12 protein-coding genes are annotated in these 15,738 nt (G+C 72.8%); 6 read left to right on the top strand and 6 right to left on the bottom strand.

Features of this window, described 5'->3' with window-relative positions; translation table 11 throughout:
- Positions 1-46: 46 nt before the first annotated feature.
- Together galE and ACT3SP_RS06810 are read right to left on the bottom strand one after the other, a co-directional pair.
- Positions 47-1,045: a UDP-glucose 4-epimerase GalE gene (gene galE / locus ACT3SP_RS06815; protein ID WP_444586512.1), complete on the bottom strand. Its 999-nt coding sequence runs from the start codon at positions 1,043-1,045 to the stop codon at positions 47-49.
- A gap of 31 nt (positions 1,046-1,076) precedes the next feature.
- On the bottom strand, positions 1,077-2,537 hold the full coding sequence (locus ACT3SP_RS06810) for a GuaB1 family IMP dehydrogenase-related protein (RefSeq protein ID WP_444586511.1): 1,461 nt from the start codon (positions 2,535-2,537) through the stop codon (positions 1,077-1,079).
- Between the two features lie 95 nt (positions 2,538-2,632).
- On the opposite strand from ACT3SP_RS06810, the gene ACT3SP_RS06805 reads away from it, so the two are divergent.
- Positions 2,633-5,248 (top strand): LCP family glycopolymer transferase, encoded by a 2,616-nt coding sequence (locus tag ACT3SP_RS06805; RefSeq protein ID WP_444586510.1) that lies wholly within the window; start codon positions 2,633-2,635, stop codon positions 5,246-5,248.
- A 103-nt stretch (positions 5,249-5,351) separates the two neighbouring features.
- Here the strand turns inward: ACT3SP_RS06805 and ACT3SP_RS06800 are convergent, their stop codons facing one another.
- Positions 5,352-6,776 carry a mycothione reductase gene (locus tag ACT3SP_RS06800; RefSeq protein WP_444586509.1) on the bottom strand — a complete coding sequence of 475 codons (1,425 nt, stop codon included), beginning with the start codon at positions 6,774-6,776 and terminating at the stop codon, positions 5,352-5,354.
- Positions 6,777-6,933: 157 nt separating this feature from the next.
- On the opposite strand from ACT3SP_RS06800, the gene ACT3SP_RS06795 reads away from it, so the two are divergent.
- The 3 genes from ACT3SP_RS06795 (at position 6,934) to ACT3SP_RS06785 (ending at position 10,877) form a co-directional block, all read left to right on the top strand.
- Positions 6,934-9,318 carry an excinuclease ABC subunit UvrA gene (locus tag ACT3SP_RS06795; RefSeq protein WP_444586508.1) on the top strand — a complete coding sequence of 795 codons (2,385 nt, stop codon included), beginning with the start codon at positions 6,934-6,936 and terminating at the stop codon, positions 9,316-9,318.
- 122 nt (positions 9,319-9,440) lie between these two features.
- Positions 9,441-9,986, top strand: a complete 546-nt coding sequence (locus ACT3SP_RS06790; RefSeq protein ID WP_444586507.1) for a YceI family protein — start codon at positions 9,441-9,443, stop codon at positions 9,984-9,986.
- A 51-nt stretch (positions 9,987-10,037) separates the two neighbouring features.
- On the top strand, positions 10,038-10,877 hold the full coding sequence (locus ACT3SP_RS06785; RefSeq protein WP_444586506.1) for a putative RNA methyltransferase: 840 nt from the start codon (positions 10,038-10,040) through the stop codon (positions 10,875-10,877).
- A gap of 3 nt (positions 10,878-10,880) precedes the next feature.
- Here the strand turns inward: ACT3SP_RS06785 and ACT3SP_RS06780 are convergent, their stop codons facing one another.
- Both ACT3SP_RS06780 and ACT3SP_RS06775 read right to left on the bottom strand, forming a co-directional pair.
- Complete coding sequence (locus tag ACT3SP_RS06780; protein WP_444586505.1) at positions 10,881-11,525, bottom strand: response regulator; 645 nt, start codon at positions 11,523-11,525, stop codon at positions 10,881-10,883.
- On the bottom strand, positions 11,522-12,820 hold the full coding sequence (locus ACT3SP_RS06775) for a sensor histidine kinase (RefSeq protein ID WP_444586504.1): 1,299 nt from the start codon (positions 12,818-12,820) through the stop codon (positions 11,522-11,524). The genes ACT3SP_RS06780 and ACT3SP_RS06775 overlap by 4 nt, the downstream gene beginning before the upstream one ends.
- A 138-nt stretch (positions 12,821-12,958) precedes the next feature.
- Between ACT3SP_RS06775 and ACT3SP_RS06770 the strand changes: the two genes are divergently transcribed.
- Together ACT3SP_RS06770 and ACT3SP_RS06765 are read left to right on the top strand one after the other, a co-directional pair.
- The gene (locus ACT3SP_RS06770) at positions 12,959-13,849 is read left to right on the top strand and encodes a lysostaphin resistance A-like protein (protein ID WP_444586503.1); all 891 of its coding nucleotides are present in this window, start codon (positions 12,959-12,961) and stop codon (positions 13,847-13,849) included.
- A 170-nt stretch (positions 13,850-14,019) separates the two neighbouring features.
- Entirely contained in the window at positions 14,020-14,841 is an 822-nt protein-coding gene (locus tag ACT3SP_RS06765) for an HAD hydrolase family protein (RefSeq protein ID WP_444586502.1), read from the top strand.
- A gap of 21 nt (positions 14,842-14,862) precedes the next feature.
- Here the strand turns inward: ACT3SP_RS06765 and ACT3SP_RS06760 are convergent, their stop codons facing one another.
- Entirely contained in the window at positions 14,863-15,681 is an 819-nt protein-coding gene (locus ACT3SP_RS06760; protein ID WP_444586501.1) for a hypothetical protein, read from the bottom strand.
- Positions 15,682-15,738: the final 57 nt, after the last annotated feature.

The raw sequence follows: 15,738 nt of genomic DNA, 5'->3' as shown, positions 1-15,738 counted from the left end.
CCGCGGCCGCACCGGCGCAGGGCGCACCCGAGCGGGGCCGACCGCCTCAGCGCTCGGGGTACGCCTCGACATCGGGGGTGAATGCGGCCGTCCGGGCCTCGACGGCGGAGCGGACGATGTCGTCCAGCCCGTGCTCGGACTTCCAGCCCAGCGACTGGGCGATGCGGTCCCCGGAGCAGATCAGACGGGCGGGATCGCCGGCGCGCCGCGGACCGATCTCGGGGCTGATCTCGATGCCCTTCGCGCGGCCGATCGCGTCGATGACCTCGAGCACGCTGGAGCCCTCCCCGGTGCCGACGTTGAAGGTCCGGTGCGGGCGCTCCTCGCCGCGCAGGTAGTCCAGCGCCGCGATGTGGGCGTGGGCCAGGTCGAGCACGTGGACGTAGTCGCGGATGCAGGTGCCGTCGGGGGTGTCGTAGTCGTCTCCGAACACCACCGGGGACTTCCCGTTCTCGAGGCGGTCCAGCACGATCGGCACCAGGTTCATCACGGCGGTGTCGGCGAGCTCGGGCCAGCCCGCCCCGGCGACGTTGAAGTAGCGCAGGGCGACGGTGCGCATGCCGTGGGCGCGCTCCGAGTCGGCCAGCATCCACTCCCCCACGTACTTGGTCGCCCCGTAGGGGTTGATGGGCTGCGGGTCGAGGTCCTCGGTGACCAGGTCGACGTCCGGCATGCCGTACACCGCCGCCGACGAGGAGAAGACCACGTCGCGGACCTCGGCGCTCGCGCAGGCGGCGAGCACGTTGGCGAGCCCGCCGATGTTGTCGTGCCAGTACATCTCCGGATGGGCGACCGACTCACCGACCTGCTTGTGGGCGGCGAAGTGGATCACCGAATCGGCCCCGGAGGCCCGCATCCGGAAGGCGAGCTTCTCGCGGGCGTCGGGGAGCGTCACGTCGAGCTCGAACAGCTCGGCCCCTTCCGTGCGCTCGCGCAGACCGGTGGAGAGGTCGTCGACCACCACCACCTGCTTCCCCTGCTCGAGGAGGAGTCGCACCACGTGCGATCCGATGTACCCGGCGCCACCGATCACGAGAGTCGTCATGACGTCAGCCTACCGGGAGCAGAGGCGGTGCTCAGCTCCAGGAGCTGGCGACCGGGCGGCCCTCCGCGTACCCGGCGGCGCCCTGCAGGCCGATCACCGCGCGGTCGCGGAACTCGGCGGCGGTGGCGGCGCCGGCGTAGGTGAAGGAGGAGCGCACGCCCGCGGTGATCTCGTCGAGCAGGTCCTCCACCCCGCCGTGCCCCTCGGGCAGGTACATGCGCGAGGTGGAGATGCCCTCCTCGAACAGACCCTTGCGGGCGCGGGCGAAGGCGTCCTCGTGGGCGGTGCGATGGGACACGGCGCGCTTGGAGGCCATGCCGAAGGATTCCTTGTAGCGGCGGCCGCTCTCGTCGGTGCGCATCTGGCCCGGGGACTCGTAGGTGCCGGCGAACCAGGAGCCGATCATGACGTTCGAGGCACCGGCGGCGAGCGCGAGCGCGACGTCGCGCGGGTGCCGGACCCCGCCGTCGGCCCAGACCCGGCCGCCCAGGCGACGCGCCTCGGCGGCGCACTCCAGGACGGCGGAGAACTGGGGGCGGCCGACGCCGGTCATCATGCGGGTGGTGCACATGGCGCCGGGGCCCACGCCGACCTTCACGATGTCGGCTCCCGCCTCGATCAGCTCCCGGGTGCCCTCGGCGGTGACGATGTTGCCGGCGACCAGGCGCACTGCGGTTCCCTCCCGGGGTCCGAGCACCTCCCGTGCGACGTGCAGGGCCTCGATCATCTTGTCCTGGTGCCCGTGGGCGGTGTCGAGCACGATCACGTCGGCGCCGACCGCGGTGAGCTCGCGGACCCGGGTGGCGACGTCGGCGTTGACACCCACGGCGACCGCGATCCGCAGCCGGCCCTCGGCGTCGGTGGCGGGCTGGTAGATGGTCGAGCGCAGCACGCCGGTCGCGGTCAGGACGCCGCGCAGCACCCCCTCCTCGTCCACGACGATCGCAGCGTCGTGGTGGGTCGCGGCGATCCGCGCATGCAGCTGCGCGGGCGCGGCCTCGAGGTCCGCGGGGCGCAGGACGGGCACGTCCTCGCTGAGCACGCTGCCGACCTCGGCGAAGGTGTCGCGACCCGCGATCTCCTCCGCGGAGACGGTGCCGAGAGGTCGGCGCTGCCCGTCGATCACCACGACGATCCCGTGCGGCCTCTTGGGCAGCAGGTCCGCCGCCTGGCCGAGGGTGCCGGTGACGGTGAGGGTCAGCGGATGGTCCACCTGCAGATCGCGGGACTTCACGGAGCGGACGATCGAGTCGATCCGCTCCGGGGAGAGGTCCTGGGGCAGCACGGCGAGGCCGCCGCGCCGCGCCATCACCTCGGCCATCCGCCGCCCTGTGACCGCCGTCATGTTGGCGGCGATCAGCGGGATCGTGGTTCCCGAGCCGTCGTCGCTGCCGAGGTCGACGTCGAAGCGGGAAGTGACCGCGGACCGGCGCGGAAGGAAGAAGCAGTCGTCGTAGGTGAGATCGGTCGACGGGGTGTGGATCAGGCGCATGCGACCAGGATACGGAAGCTCACGCGCATCACCTCCACGACCCCCTCACAGGCTCCTGAATGAAGATCGGCGACCGTGATCCTAGGATGGAGCGCATGACGGACCCTTCCTCGGCCTCTCGGCGCAGGCGCCGTCGGTCCGGCAGACACCAGCAGCCGCACCGGCGCCCGCAGTCGACGCCCCTCCCCCCGGAGGAGGCGCGCCGCAACCGTGACGCGGCCTTCGGGTCCCCGAACCCCAAGCGCACCTGGATCGGATCTGCCTCCGACAGCGCCCCCTCCGCGCCGAGCCCCGTCCCCTCCTCGGCAGAGCCGAGCGCCTCTCCGGCCGCGCCGAGCGCCCCCTCGGCAGAGCCGAGCGCCTCCCCGGCGGAGCCGGCCGGCGCCGTGCCGGCGACCGAGCAGCGCGCGGTCCGGTCGGCCCCACCGGGGTCCTCTGCGGCGCGGAGGACTGCGACCGGGGCCGACGCCTCCGGGTCCGACGCACCCGGGTCCGAACCGCCCACCGCGCACCTGTCGCCGGTCGAGGACGGCCGGGGCACACCGTCGTCCGCTCCTCGGCGCCCCCGGGGGCGCCGTGCCGCCTTCCCCCTCGAGGAGCTCGGCTCCGCCGGGACGCAGGGCGCCGCGGGCGCCGCGGACGCGGTCACGGCATCCCCCGCCTCGGGGGCCGCGGCCTCCGGTCCCCCTGCGGAACCTCGCACCTCGGAGCCCGCGGGACGCCGTCGCGCCCGACCCTCCGCCGAACCGTCCACCGAGCAGGATCTCTGGGCGACCGGAGCCGGGTCCGCGAGCGCGCAGGACCGCGATGCGTCCCGGACGCCGACCGACGACTGGACGGTCCGCGAGGACGCGGACGCGCCGCAGCGCGGCGCGGAGCCGCTGGCTCCCCCGGTCACCGCCGCCGGCGACGCCTCCGCGGACAGGAAGGACCCCACCGACCCGCGGGCCGCGGCGGGGCCGACCGTGGTCCCCGGCCGCACGACGTCCGTCTCGGGCGCCTCCGGCCCGCCCGAAGGCTCCGGCCCACCGGACGGCACCGGCCCGACCGATCATGCCGGCGGCTCCGGCCCGTCCGACGGAGCCGGAGACGGTGGCGCCTCCGGCCCGGACGACGGCTCCGGCGGCGACGCCGCGTCCCGAGGCCGCTCCTCCGGGGCCGGGGACGAGGAGGGCTCCCTGCCCAAGGTCGCCTTCTGGACCGTGCTGACCTCGCTGCTGCCCGGCTCCGGCCTGGTCACCACGAGGATGCGCCGGATCGGCTGGGCGCTGCTGGTGGTGATGTCCCTCGTGATCATCGCGGCAGCGGTGTTCCTCCTGGTCGGCGACCCGTTCCGCACGGGGGTCATGCTCGCGACCAAACGCGGCGTGCTGATCGCGGCGATGCTCGCCGTCGCCGTCGTCGGCCTCGTCTGGGCTCTGCAGATCGTCGCGGCGAACCTCGCGCACACCACCCGGCAGCGGCTCGAGGGTTCGAAGCGGTACCTGGCCCTGGCGCTCGCGGCGCTGATGGTCGTCGGCGTCGCCGTGCCCTTCGGCCGCGGCGTCCAGTCCCTGTGGGCCCTGCAGGGCCTGATGGGCTCCGAGTCCGTGTTCGGCGGCGGCGAGGGCCGTGATCATCCCTTCACCTCGGGCAAGGACCCGTGGGAGAACACCGAGCGGCTCAACATCATGCTGCTGGGACAGGACGCGGGAGACGACCGCACGGGCACCCGGCCGGACACCATCATGGTCGCGTCGATCGACACCGCGTCCGGGCAGACGGCGCTGTTCTCCATCCCCCGCAACCTCGAGAACGTCGAGTTCCCCGAGGGCACCCCGGCGGCCGAGGAGTTCCCGAACGGCTTCGACTACTTCGGCACCAATCAGAACCTCATCAACGCCGTCTGGACCTGGGCGGACGACCGACCGGACCTCTTCCCGAACGATCCCGAGCCGGGGCTGACCGCGACCCGCTGGGCCGTCGAGGAGACCCTCGGGCTCGAGATGGACTACTACGCGATGGTCAACCTGCAGGGCTTCGAGGACCTGGTCAACGCCCTCGGCGGCGTGGAGCTCGTCGTCGAGCGGCGCATACCGATCGGCGGCGGAGCGGCGGACGTCGAGGGATACATCGAGCCGGGCGAGCAGAAGCTCGACGGCTTCGACGCCCTCTGGTACGCCCGCTCCCGCGAGGGATCCAACGACTTCAACCGCATGTGCCGCCAGCAGCGCATCGTGCGCGCGGTCGCGGAGGAGGCGGACCCCACCTCCCTCGCGCTCTCGATCCCCGGTCTGGTCAACGCCACCGAGGAGAACATCCAGACGGACATCCCGGTCTCCAACGTCGACGCCTTCGTCGATCTCGCGCTGAGGGTGAAGGACGGGGGCTTCACCTCGTACCCGATCACGCAGGACGTCACCTACTCCGGCAACCCGGACTTCGAGTACCTCGAGGAATGGGTCGCCGCTTCCATCGAGGACTCGATGGAGCAGGACGAGACGGAGTCCGTGCTCGGCGAGACGGAGCCCGGCTCGACGGAGCCCGCGGACACCGGCGCCCCTCCGGAGGGCGAGGAGGACGGCTCCGAGGAGGGCACGGACACCGAGGAGGAGCCCCCGACGGACGAGGAGACCACGGACGAGGAAGGGGCCGAGGACGAGGACGAGACCTCGGCGCCCGAGATCGAGAAGGACCCGCTGAAGTCCTGCCTCCCCGGCTACGACGAGTGAGCGTCGGTGCGCGGCGGCTCCCCGCTGCGCACCCCGAGCACTCGACGGCCCTCGGCCACCGCTCCCCGGCGGGCCGGGGGCCGTGCTGTCGCGCGGGCTGCTCTCACACCAGCTTCAGCAGGGCGTTCTCGATCAGCTCGGGCATGGCCGGATGGATCCAGTACTGCGAGGCGGCGATGTCGCGGGCGGTCTGCCCGGTGCTCATGGCCTGGATGAGCAGCTGGACGAGCGTCGTGGCCTCCGGGCCGATCAGGTGGGCGCCGAGGATCTCGGTGGTCTCGGCGTCGGCGATGATCTTGACGAAGCCGGTGGTGTCCTCGAGCGCCCAGCCGTAGGCGATCGAGGCGTACTCCTGGACGGCGACCCGGACCGGCCGTCCGCTGCGTCGCGCCTCCTCCTCGTCGATCCCCACCCACGCCACCTGGGGATGGGTGAACACCCCGCTGGGCACCGGCATCGTGTCCGAGCGGCGCAGCTGATGCGGATGCAGGATGTTGTGCCGCACGATCCGCTGCTCGTGGTTGGCGACGTGCTTGAGCTGATGCGGGCTGGAGAGGTCCCCGAGCGCCCACAGCCCCTCGAGCACCTGACCGTCCCCGAGCACGCGCTGGTGCTCGTCGACCAGCACGCGGCCGTCCTCCGCGGTGTCGATCCCGGCAGCGGTGACGTCGAGCAGATCCGAGTTCGGGCGGCGGCCGACGGCGACCAGCAGCTCCTCGGCCCGGATCAGGACCTCGGCGCCGTCCCGCTCGCCGCGCAGCTCGACGCCCTCGGCGGTGCGGTGGACTGCGGTCGTGGTCAGGTCCGTCTCCAGGCGCAGCCGCTCGCCGAGGATCTCGGTGAGCCGCGCGGAGACGTCCGCGTCGGCCGCGCGCAGCACCTCGGCGGAGCGGGCGATGAGGGTGACCTCGACCCCGAAGGAGGCGAAGACGTGCGCCATCTCGACGGCGATCACCCCGGAGCCGAGGATCGCGAGCGAGCTCGGCAGCCGCTCGAGGCGCATGATCGTGTCCGAGGTGTGGGGACGCGCCTCGGCGAGTCCGTCGATCGGGGGGAGCACGGGGCGGGAGCCGGCGCCCAGCACGACGGTGTCGGCGCTGACGGTCCGCTCGGCGCCGTCGTCGCCCGTCACCCGGAGGGTGCGGCGGTCGAGGAAGCGGGCGGTGCCGCGCAGCAGGGTGAGGTTCTGGTTGTCCTCGTGGTCGCGGCGGTACTCCTCGCCGCCCGCGGTGATCGGGTCGATGCGCCCGAAGATGCGGTCACGGATCGCGGGCCAGTCCACGTGCCGCAGCTCTTCGGTGAGGCCGAAGCGACCGGCCTCCGCGGGGGTGCGGGCGAGGTCCGCGGTGTGCACGAACATCTTGGTCGGGATGCATCCGAGGTTCAGACACGTCCCGCCGAAGACCTGCTGCGGGCCCACCCCGCGGTCGATCTGCACGATGCGGCGATCGGCGAGCTCGGGGCCCGGGAAGGAGTTCGCGGAGCCGGAGCCGATCAGGGCGATGTCGTAGTGCGTCACGTCGTTCACCGTCCCAGGCTAGCCCGCGGCGGGGCCCCGGGCCGACGCCGACGCCGACGCGTCTCCCGCGAGCGGCACGGGACGGCGGACTACGATCGACCGGTGCAGGCCCGGACCGCCGCACGGTCCGTGACCGCGTGATCTCCCCTCGACCTCGGAGGCCCCGATGCCCGCTCCCGACGCTCCCCGCCACCCCGCCGATGCCCACGACCTGATCCGTGTGCGCGGGGCCCGCGAGAACAACCTGCGCGACCTCTCCCTCGATCTGCCCAAGCGGCGTCTGACGGTGTTCACCGGCGTCTCCGGCTCGGGCAAGAGCTCGCTGGTGTTCGGCACCATCGCCGCGGAGTCGCAGCGGATGATCGACGAGACCTACCCCGCCTTCGTGCAGGGCTTCATGCCCTCCCTGGCCCGTCCCGAGGTGGACGACCTGCAGGGCCTGACCACCGCCATCATCGTGGACCAGGAGCGGATGGGGGCCAACGTCCGCTCCACCGTCGGCACCGTCACCGACGCCGGCGCCCACCTGCGCAGCCTCTTCGCGCTCCTCGCCGAGCCCGCTGTGGGAGGGCCCGGCGCGTTCTCCTTCAACGTCCCCAGCGTCACCGCCTCGGGGGCGATGACCGTGCAGAAGGGCGAGAGTACCGTCGCCGAGAGGACCACCTTCTCGCGGGTGGGCGGCATGTGCCCGCGCTGCGAGGGCATGGGGCGGATCTCCGACGTGGACCTCGCCGAGCTGTACGACGAGGAGAAGTCCCTCGACGACGGCCCCTTCACGATCCCGAACTACGCCGCGGGCGGCTGGTACGTGAAGCAGTTCGCGGGCTCGGGCTTCTTCCCCTCGGACGCGCCGATCAAGTCCTTCACGAAGCGTCAGATGCACGACTTCCTCTACAAGGAGCCCACGAAGATCGAGATCGACGGGATGAACCTCACCTACGAGGGACTTATCCCGAAGATCCGGAAGTCGATGCTGAGCAAGGACCGCGAATCGATGCAGCCGCACGTGCGCGCCTTCGTCGACCGGGCCGTCAAGTTCGTGGTCTGCCCGGACTGCGAGGGCACCCGCCTGGCGGAGCACGCGCGCAGCTCGCGCATCGACGGGGTCTCGATCGCCGAGGCGAGCGCCCTGCAGATCACCGAGCTCGCGCAATGGGTGGCATCCCTGCAGGCAGGACACAGCGGACCCACCGTCGCCCCGCTGCTGACCAACCTCTCCGCGCTGCTGGACTCCTTCGTGCGGATAGGGCTGGGGTACCTCTCCCTGGACCGTCCCTCCGGAACGCTGTCCGGCGGAGAGTCCCAGCGCACCCGCATGATCCGTCACCTCGGCTCCGCCCTGACCGACGTCACCTACGTCTTCGACGAGCCGTCGATCGGTCTGCATCCCCATGACATCGCGACGATGAACGAGCTGCTGCTGGCGCTGCGGGACAAGGGCAACACGGTGCTCGTCGTCGAGCACAAGCCCGAGACGATCGCGATCGCCGATCACGTCGTCGACCTCGGACCGCGCGCCGGGGCCCACGGAGGGGAGCTGCAGTACGAGGGCGACGTGGCCGGGCTGCGCGCCTCCGGCACGCTCACCGGGCGCCACCTCGACCGGCGCGTCACCCTCAAGGAGCAGGTGCGCGAGCGCAGCGGGGCGATCGAGGTCCGGGGCGCCGATCACCACAACCTCCAGGACGTCGACGTCGACATCCCGCTCGGGGTGCTGTGCGTGATCACCGGCGTCGCGGGCTCCGGCAAGAGCTCGCTGGTGCACGGCTCCCTGCCCCGCGGCGCGGACGTCACCGTGGTGGACCAGACCGCGATCCGCGGCTCCCGACGCTCGAACCCCGCCACCTACACGGGGCTGCTGGACCCCGTCCGCAAGGCCTTCGCGAAGGCCAACGGCGTCAAGCCCTCCCTGTTCTCCCCGAACTCCGAGGGCGCCTGCCCCGTCTGCAAGGGCGCCGGGCAGATCTTCACCGAGCTGGGCTTCATGGAGACGGTCACCACCCCCTGCGAGGAGTGCGAGGGCACGAGGTTCCAGGCCGCCGTGCTCGAGCACACCCTGGGCGGGAAGGACATCTCCGAGGTGCTGCTGATGTCCGTGGACGAGGCGCTCGCGCACTTCTCCTCCGCCGAGGCGAAGGTGCCGGCCGCGGCCCGGCTGCTGGGGCGCATGGACGAGGTGGGGCTCGGGTATCTCACCATCGGCCAGCCGCTGACCTCCCTCTCCGGCGGTGAGCGGCAGCGCCTCAAGCTCGCCACCCACCTGGGCGACGAGGGCGGGACCTTCGTGCTCGACGAACCCACCACAGGACTGCACCTGGCCGACGTCGAGCAGCTGCTGGGACTGCTGGACCGGCTGGTGGACTCCGGACGCTCGGTGATCGTCATCGAGCACCACCAGGCCGTGATGGCCCGTGCGGACTGGATCATCGACCTCGGGCCCGGGGCCGGGGCCGACGGCGGGCGGCTCGTCTTCGAGGGCACCCCGACGCAGCTGGTCCGGGCCGCCTCGACGCTCACGGGGACGCACCTGCGGGAGTACATCGGCCGGTGAGGAACCGGCGACTGCTAGATTGACACAGCTGGACGAAACGGGCACCGCACCTCGTCACGACCGGCATCCCCGATTCCCTCGGCGCCCGTCCTGCGGCGTCGACCGCACCGAAGAGGCTGTTCATGACCGACTCCCCGCTCACCGGCCAGTGGACCATCGATCCCGGGCACTCCCGCATCGGATTCTCGGCCCGCCACGCGATGGTGACCAAGGTCCGAGGAGCCTTCAACGACGTCACCGGCGAGGCGAGCTTCGACGAGGCCGATCCCGGATCCGCGCGGGTGCAGGTGGTGGTGCGCACGGAGAGCGTCGACACCCGCAACCCGCAGCGCGACGAGCACCTGCGCAGCGCGGACTTCCTGGACGTGGAGAGCCATCCGGAGATGACCTTCACCTCGACGAGCGTCGAGGAGGTCGACGACAACGGGTACATCGTCGTCGGCGAGCTGACGATCCGGGACACGACGCGCTCGATGAGCATCCCGCTGCGCTTCGTGGGAGTGGACACGGACCCGTTCGGGAACGTGCGCGCAGGCTTCGAGGGCACCCGCCGTCTGGACCGCCGCGACTGGGGCATCAGCTGGAACACGCCCCTGGACTCCGGCGGCCTGCTGGTGGGCGACCGGATCCAGCTCGAGTTCGAGATGTCGCTCATCAAGCAGGGCTGATCCACGGCGGGCTCCCGCGGAGCGCGGGAGACCGGCACGTACCCTGGTCCGGTGGCTCCTCCCGTCCCCGCCTCCCTGCAGCCCTGGCTCGAGGCACTCGTCTGTCCCCACTGCGGTGAGGCGCTGACCCTCACCGAGCGCACGCTGCGCTGCCCGCAGCGGCACAGCTTCGACCTGGCCCGGGCCGGCTACCTGCCGCTGCTCGCCGGCGCCCCGGCCACCAGCGGCGATGACGACGAGATGGCCCGTGCCCGGGACCGGTTCCTCGGAACCGGCGCCTATTCTCCGCTGCGCGAGGCGATCGCCGATCTCGCCCCGACGGGCGTCCGACGGGTCCTCGACATCGGCTGCGGCACCGGCTACTACCTGGCCGGGGCGCTGGACCGTCTGCCGGCGGCGCACGGCCTCGGGGTGGACACCTCGGTGCGCGCGCTGCGGTTCGCCGCCCGATGCCATGACCGGGCCGCGGCCGCGAGCTGGGACGTGTTCTCCCCGTTCCCGCTGCGGGACGGCAGCGTCGATCTGGTGCTGGACGTGTTCGCGCCCCGCAATCCTGCCGAGTTCGCCCGCGTGCTGGCACCGGGCGGGCACCTGATGGTGGTGCGTCCGGCCCCTGACCACCTGCTGCAGCTGCGCCGTGACGTCCCCGGCATGGTGCGGCCGGATCCGCGCAAGGAGGAGCGCTTGCACGAGGTCCTGGATCCGCTGTTCACCGCGGAGGAGAGCCGGGAGCTGCACTTCGACCTGGATCTCGCCCCGGGCTCCGCCCGGGACCTGATCGCGATGACGCCGAGCGCCCGGCACGTGGAGCCCGCGGTGCTCGCGAGGCTGGGCGGGAGCGGCCCCCGGATCACCGTCTCGGTGGTGGCGAGCCTGCACCGCCGCCGCTGACCCTCATCCGTGCAGCATCCGGTACAGGGTGAGCGCGAGGACGGTGCGGTCGCGGCTCCCGAGCTTGCGCAGCAGCGCGGAGACGTGGTTCTTCACGGTGCCCTCGGCGAGCACCAGGTGCTCGGCGATCTCCGCATTGCTGCATCCCTCGGCGACCTGTTCGGCGACCAGCCGCTCGGCACGGGTGAGCACGGCCAACGGGTCCTGCTCGCCGCTCGGGTCCTCCACGGCGCGCCGCATCGCGATCCGGGCCACCCGCGGGTCGATGACCATCCCGCCCGCGGCCACCGAGCGGATCGCCTCTGCGAGCGCCTCGGTGGAGGTGTCCTTGAGCAGGAATCCCGCGGCTCCGGCGGCGAGGGATCCCTGCACGACCGGCTCGTCGTCGAAGGTGGTCAGCAGCAGCACGGGGATCCCGGGGTGATCGTCGCGGCAGCGGGCCACCAGCTCGATCCCGTCCATGCGCGGCATGCGCACGTCGGCCAGCACCACGTCGGGCAGGTGCTTCGAGATCACGGCCAGCGCCTCGAGCCCGTCGGCCGCATGACCGACCACCTCGATGCCGGGGACGGTCGACAGCAGCATCGCGAGTCCGCGCCGCAGCAGCTGCTGGTCATCGACGAGGGCGATGCGGAGCGGGCTGCTCATGGTCGACCCGCGGCGTGCGACGGAGGGCGGGGCCCGTGCCCGGGTGCCGAGGGGTCGGGCTCCAGGGCCGCGGCGGCGGGCAGCCGGACCTCCAGCGCGAAGCGGTCGCCGCGGCGGCCGGCCCGGATGTGGCCGTCCAGCGCCCGGGCGCGCTCGGCGACGCCGCGCAGACCGAAGCCCCGCGCCGCCTCCCCTGCGGGGGTCGCCGCGCGAGAGGCGGTGTCGAGATCGCTGCACAGCTCCAGCACCACCTCGGCGCCCTCCCGGACCAGGGTGATCCGGACCCGCTCGGCACGGCCGTGGCGCAGAGCGTTCGTGAGCCCTTCCTGCACGGCGCGGTAGAGCAGGAGCGAGGCGTCCGCGGAGAGCTCGGCGGCGTGGTCGTCGGCCTCGACGTCGACCTCCAGCCCCGTGCCGCGGAACGATTCCGCGATCGCCTCGATGGCGGCGGCCCCGGTCGCCTCCGCGTCGCGCACGGGGCTCAGCGCCCGCACCCAGGTGCGCATCTCTGCGAGGGCCTCGCGGGCGGTGGCTTCCGCGGCGGCGATCTCCTCCCAGGCGGCGTCGGCATCCGTGCGGCGCGCCCTCTGCGCGAACTCGAGGCCCATCGAGACTAGGGTGAGTCGATGCCCCAGGCCGTCGTGGAGATCGCGCGCCGAGCGCGCCCGCTCGTCCGCGAGCAGCAGCTCCTTCTCCACCTCCGTGGTGCGACGCAGGCGCACCATCGCCGTCTCGAGACGCGCCAGGGCCCGGTCGCGCTCGGCGATCGTGCGGACGTCGTCGGCGTGCGCCTCCTCGTAGGCGCGCAGTGCGCTGCCCAGGGCGATGCCGAATGCCAGCAGCACCGCCACCGGCAGCGCGTTGGACAGCGCCACCAGGGCACCATGGCCGCTCATCAGGTGGAGCAGGGCGCCGACCGCGGTGATGACCGTCGCGGCCCCCCAGCCGGGAGCGCGCCCGATGTCGATCACCACCAGGGCCACTGCCAGCAGCAGCACCGGGCTCGTGAACCCGACCGTCCCGGAGACGGCGACGGGGATCACCACCAGCCCGACCGCTCCCGAGAGCGCGGCCCGGGCGCGACCGGAGCGTCGGCCGGCCCGTACGATCCACGCGGCGGCCACCACGGGCACCGCCGCCGCGAAGATCACGGCCACCGCGAGCTTCACCCCTGCCCACGGGCCAGGGGTCAGCGCCACGGCGATCGCGGCGAACAGCAGGCACAGCAGGGAGAGCACCTGCAGCGGGGGCAGGAGCCGACGGATCAGCGGTGCGGTCGCAGTGCGGTCGGTCACCGTGCCACCGTATAGGGACCCGGTCGCCGACGACCCGTGACCGCGGTCATGATCCTGATGCCAGGAGTCATCCGCGGACTGTCGCGCTCATGACTGCGGGGCGCGGCGGGGGCGGCCGCTGAGGCCTAGCGTCGAGGCATGGACACCGAGACCGCCCTCCCCCGCTCCGAGGACCCCGCTGGTCACCGGCCCCGCCTTCCGGCCTGGGCACGAACGCTGCTGACGGTGCTGCTGATGCCGCCCGCCGCCCTGGCTGCCGTGCTCCCGGGGCTGATCCCCGGTGCGGTCGATCTCGCCGCCCGGTCCCACCTGCTCGAGGCAGCGGTCCTCGGCGCGGGTGCGGCCACGTCCCTGGGCGCCTACCTCCTGTTCGCCGCGCTGCTGATCCGCCGGGTGGACCGACGATCGGTCCAGGAGCTCGGTCTCCGGCCGGACGGTGCAGCGGCCCTCGCGCTCCTGGCCGGGATCGGGATCTCGATGGTCGTCGCCCTCCTCACCGCTGCCGTCGCGGGCAGCCTCCCCCTGGGTCGCACCCTCGGGGAGCAGTCGACAGCGGGCAGCCTCCCCTCCTTCGCCACGACCGCCGTCGTGGTCCTGGTGCAGGCCTTCGTGCTGCAGGGCATCGGGGAGGAGGTGCTGTTCCGCGGCTATCTGCTGCAGTCGCTGCGCCGTCGTCCGGTGCTCGCCGTGGTGGTCACGGCCTGTGCCTTCGCCCTCCCCCATCTGCTCTCCAGCGGTGGTCAGCAGAACCTCCTCGAACGTGTCGTCTTCCTGGCGATCCCCTTCGGCTTCGCCCTCAGCGCCGGGATCCTCGGGATCGCCCTGCGCTCGGTGTGGGCACCGGTCGGCATCCACGGCGGCTTCCACCTGAGCCTGTGGATCGTGACCCTGCTGGGGTTCGACGCGAACGGACCCGGCGTCTGGCTGCTCCTCGGGGCGCTGCACGTGCTGGCCGCCCTCCTGATCGCGGTGCGACTCCCCCGGAGCCGCTGGACCGAGGTGCGCGAGCGAGGACCCTACGCCCGGTGAGGGCAGGCATCGCATCCGGCGAGGGCGGCCGTCGCCGCCGGTGAGCGCACGCGACGAGCTCGGTCAGGGTCGGCGTCTCGCCGGTGGGGAGCAGCACTCCCGTCGGTGCTCCGGCCGTCGATCTGCACGTAGGCTGGTGCCCTGGGATCCACCGCCGTGAAGGAGTCTCCGTGGCAGAGCGCCGCTGCGTGTTCATCGATTTCGACGGGACTCTCGCCCATCAGGGAGTCGTGCCCCCGGCGCAGGCGGAGGCCGTGCGACGGGCCCGCGCGAACGGACATGCGGTGCTGCTGTGCACCGGCCGCTGCGCCTCCATCGTGGTGGACGAGGTCGCCGCGCTGTTCGACGGGGTGGTCGCCTCCGCCGGCGGATGGATCCGTGTCGGCGACGAGCTGCTGCTGGACCGCCGCTTCCCGGAGGAGCTGGGCCGACGGACGGTGGAGCTGCTGCTGCACCATGACGTGCCCTTCGTTCTCGAGACCCCGGATGCCCTGCTGTGCACCCCTCGCTCCGCCCGGGAGCTGCGGCGCCGGAGCCGGCCCGCTCCGCCCGCCGAAGGGCTCGGGCGCGGCCTCGAGGACCTGCTCGACGCGATCGTGATGCCCGAGGACCCCGCCGCCTGCTCCTTCGCGAAAATCTCGGTGTGGGGCTCCCCGGTGCCGGTCGAGCGACTCGCCTCGGAGATCGGCCCCGAGGTGGGGGCGCTGCCGAACTCCATCGAGGCCGGGGCGGGCTCCGGGGAGCTCCACCTGGCCTCCGTCGACAAGGCGGACGGCGTGCGCCGGGTCGCCGAGCACCTGGGGATCGACCTGGCGGCGACGGTGGGGATCGGCGACGGGATGAACGATCTGGGGATGCTGCGCACCGTCGGCACCGCGATCGCGATCGACGGCGCCCCGCAGCCCGTGCTCGAGGCCGCGCGTGGCGTCACCGTCCCGGGTCCGCCGGCGGGTGGCATCGGCACCGCCTTCGAGCGGCTCGGGATGCTCTGAGAGACCCCGCGACGGCCGCGCTCAGCGGCGGCGCAGCCCGATCAGCACCAGTCCGAAGGACATCACCAGAGCGCCGGCCCCCAGCAGGATCACGCCCTGCGGCACCATCGCCGTCTCGAACCGCCCCTCGAAGACCTGCACGATCGGGCCGAGGAAGGCGGTCTGGTCCACGGCGTCGGGCACCACCGTACGGATCTGAGCACCGAGCCACCACACCGCGGAACCGGCCAGGATGCCGCCGAGCCCGGCGAGCGCGGTCATCGTGCGCCGATGCGCCGCGATCAGCAGCGCCGCGGCGAGGAGCACGAGCGCGGCAGGGCCCGCCCACTGCGCCCACGGCGTCACCGAGGAGAGGACGGGAAGCAGCGGCACGTCGGGGATCGTCGCGAGGGTGACCGTGGTCTCCTCGGGGCGAGGGATCGTCACCGGCAGGTGCTCCTCGACCGGGGTCAGGATCCGCTCGATCGCCGGGGAGAGGTCGACCTCGAGGTCCGAGGCTCCCGGGGCGAACAGGGCGCCGTGGAGCTCGGCCATCGTCGCCGCCCACATCGTCGCGTAGACGTCGGTGCCGGTGAGGTTCTCGGCCTGCTCCTCGGCCAGCGGGGTCAACCGGTCCTGGATCCATCCGGGGACCCGCTCCTCCCCCAGGACCTTGTCGACCGCGCTGTCGCTGAGGGTGCGCTGGAACGCGGGGTCCTCGGCCAGCGGCACGGTGACCGCGAGGAACCCCTCGCGCTCGACCACGTGATCGTGGAACCAGGTCGCCGGCAGCCAGAGGGCGCCGAGCACGGTGGCGGCGATCAGCAGGAGGAGGGCGAGGAGATCACGGGCGGTGGACACGCACCCACGCTACCGGCCGCACCCGCCGCGGTCTCCGTCGGCTCGCTCACTCCCGAG

Origin of the sequence: Brachybacterium sp. AOP43-C2-M15, assembly GCF_052446295.1 — a bacterium.
Taxonomy (GTDB): Bacteria; Actinomycetota; Actinomycetes; order Actinomycetales; family Dermabacteraceae; genus Brachybacterium.
The sequence above is the reverse complement of the archived record's forward strand: the minus strand, read 5'-3'. Positions and strand labels throughout refer to the sequence as shown.

Excerpts from the sequence above, each read along its gene's own strand:
- galE (WP_444586512.1), bottom strand. The coding sequence starts at position 1,045 with ATGACGACTCTCGTGATCGGTGGCGCCGGGTACATCGGATCGCACGTG.
- ACT3SP_RS06810 (WP_444586511.1), bottom strand. The coding sequence starts at position 2,537 with ATGCGCCTGATCCACACCCCGTCGACCGATCTCACCTACGACGACTGC.
- ACT3SP_RS06805 (WP_444586510.1), top strand. The coding sequence starts at position 2,633 with ATGACGGACCCTTCCTCGGCCTCTCGGCGCAGGCGCCGTCGGTCCGGC.
- ACT3SP_RS06795 (WP_444586508.1), top strand. The coding sequence starts at position 6,934 with ATGCCCGCTCCCGACGCTCCCCGCCACCCCGCCGATGCCCACGACCTG.
- ACT3SP_RS06790 (WP_444586507.1), top strand. The coding sequence starts at position 9,441 with ATGACCGACTCCCCGCTCACCGGCCAGTGGACCATCGATCCCGGGCAC.
- ACT3SP_RS06780 (WP_444586505.1), bottom strand. The coding sequence starts at position 11,525 with ATGAGCAGCCCGCTCCGCATCGCCCTCGTCGATGACCAGCAGCTGCTG.
- ACT3SP_RS06770 (WP_444586503.1), top strand. The coding sequence starts at position 12,959 with ATGGACACCGAGACCGCCCTCCCCCGCTCCGAGGACCCCGCTGGTCAC.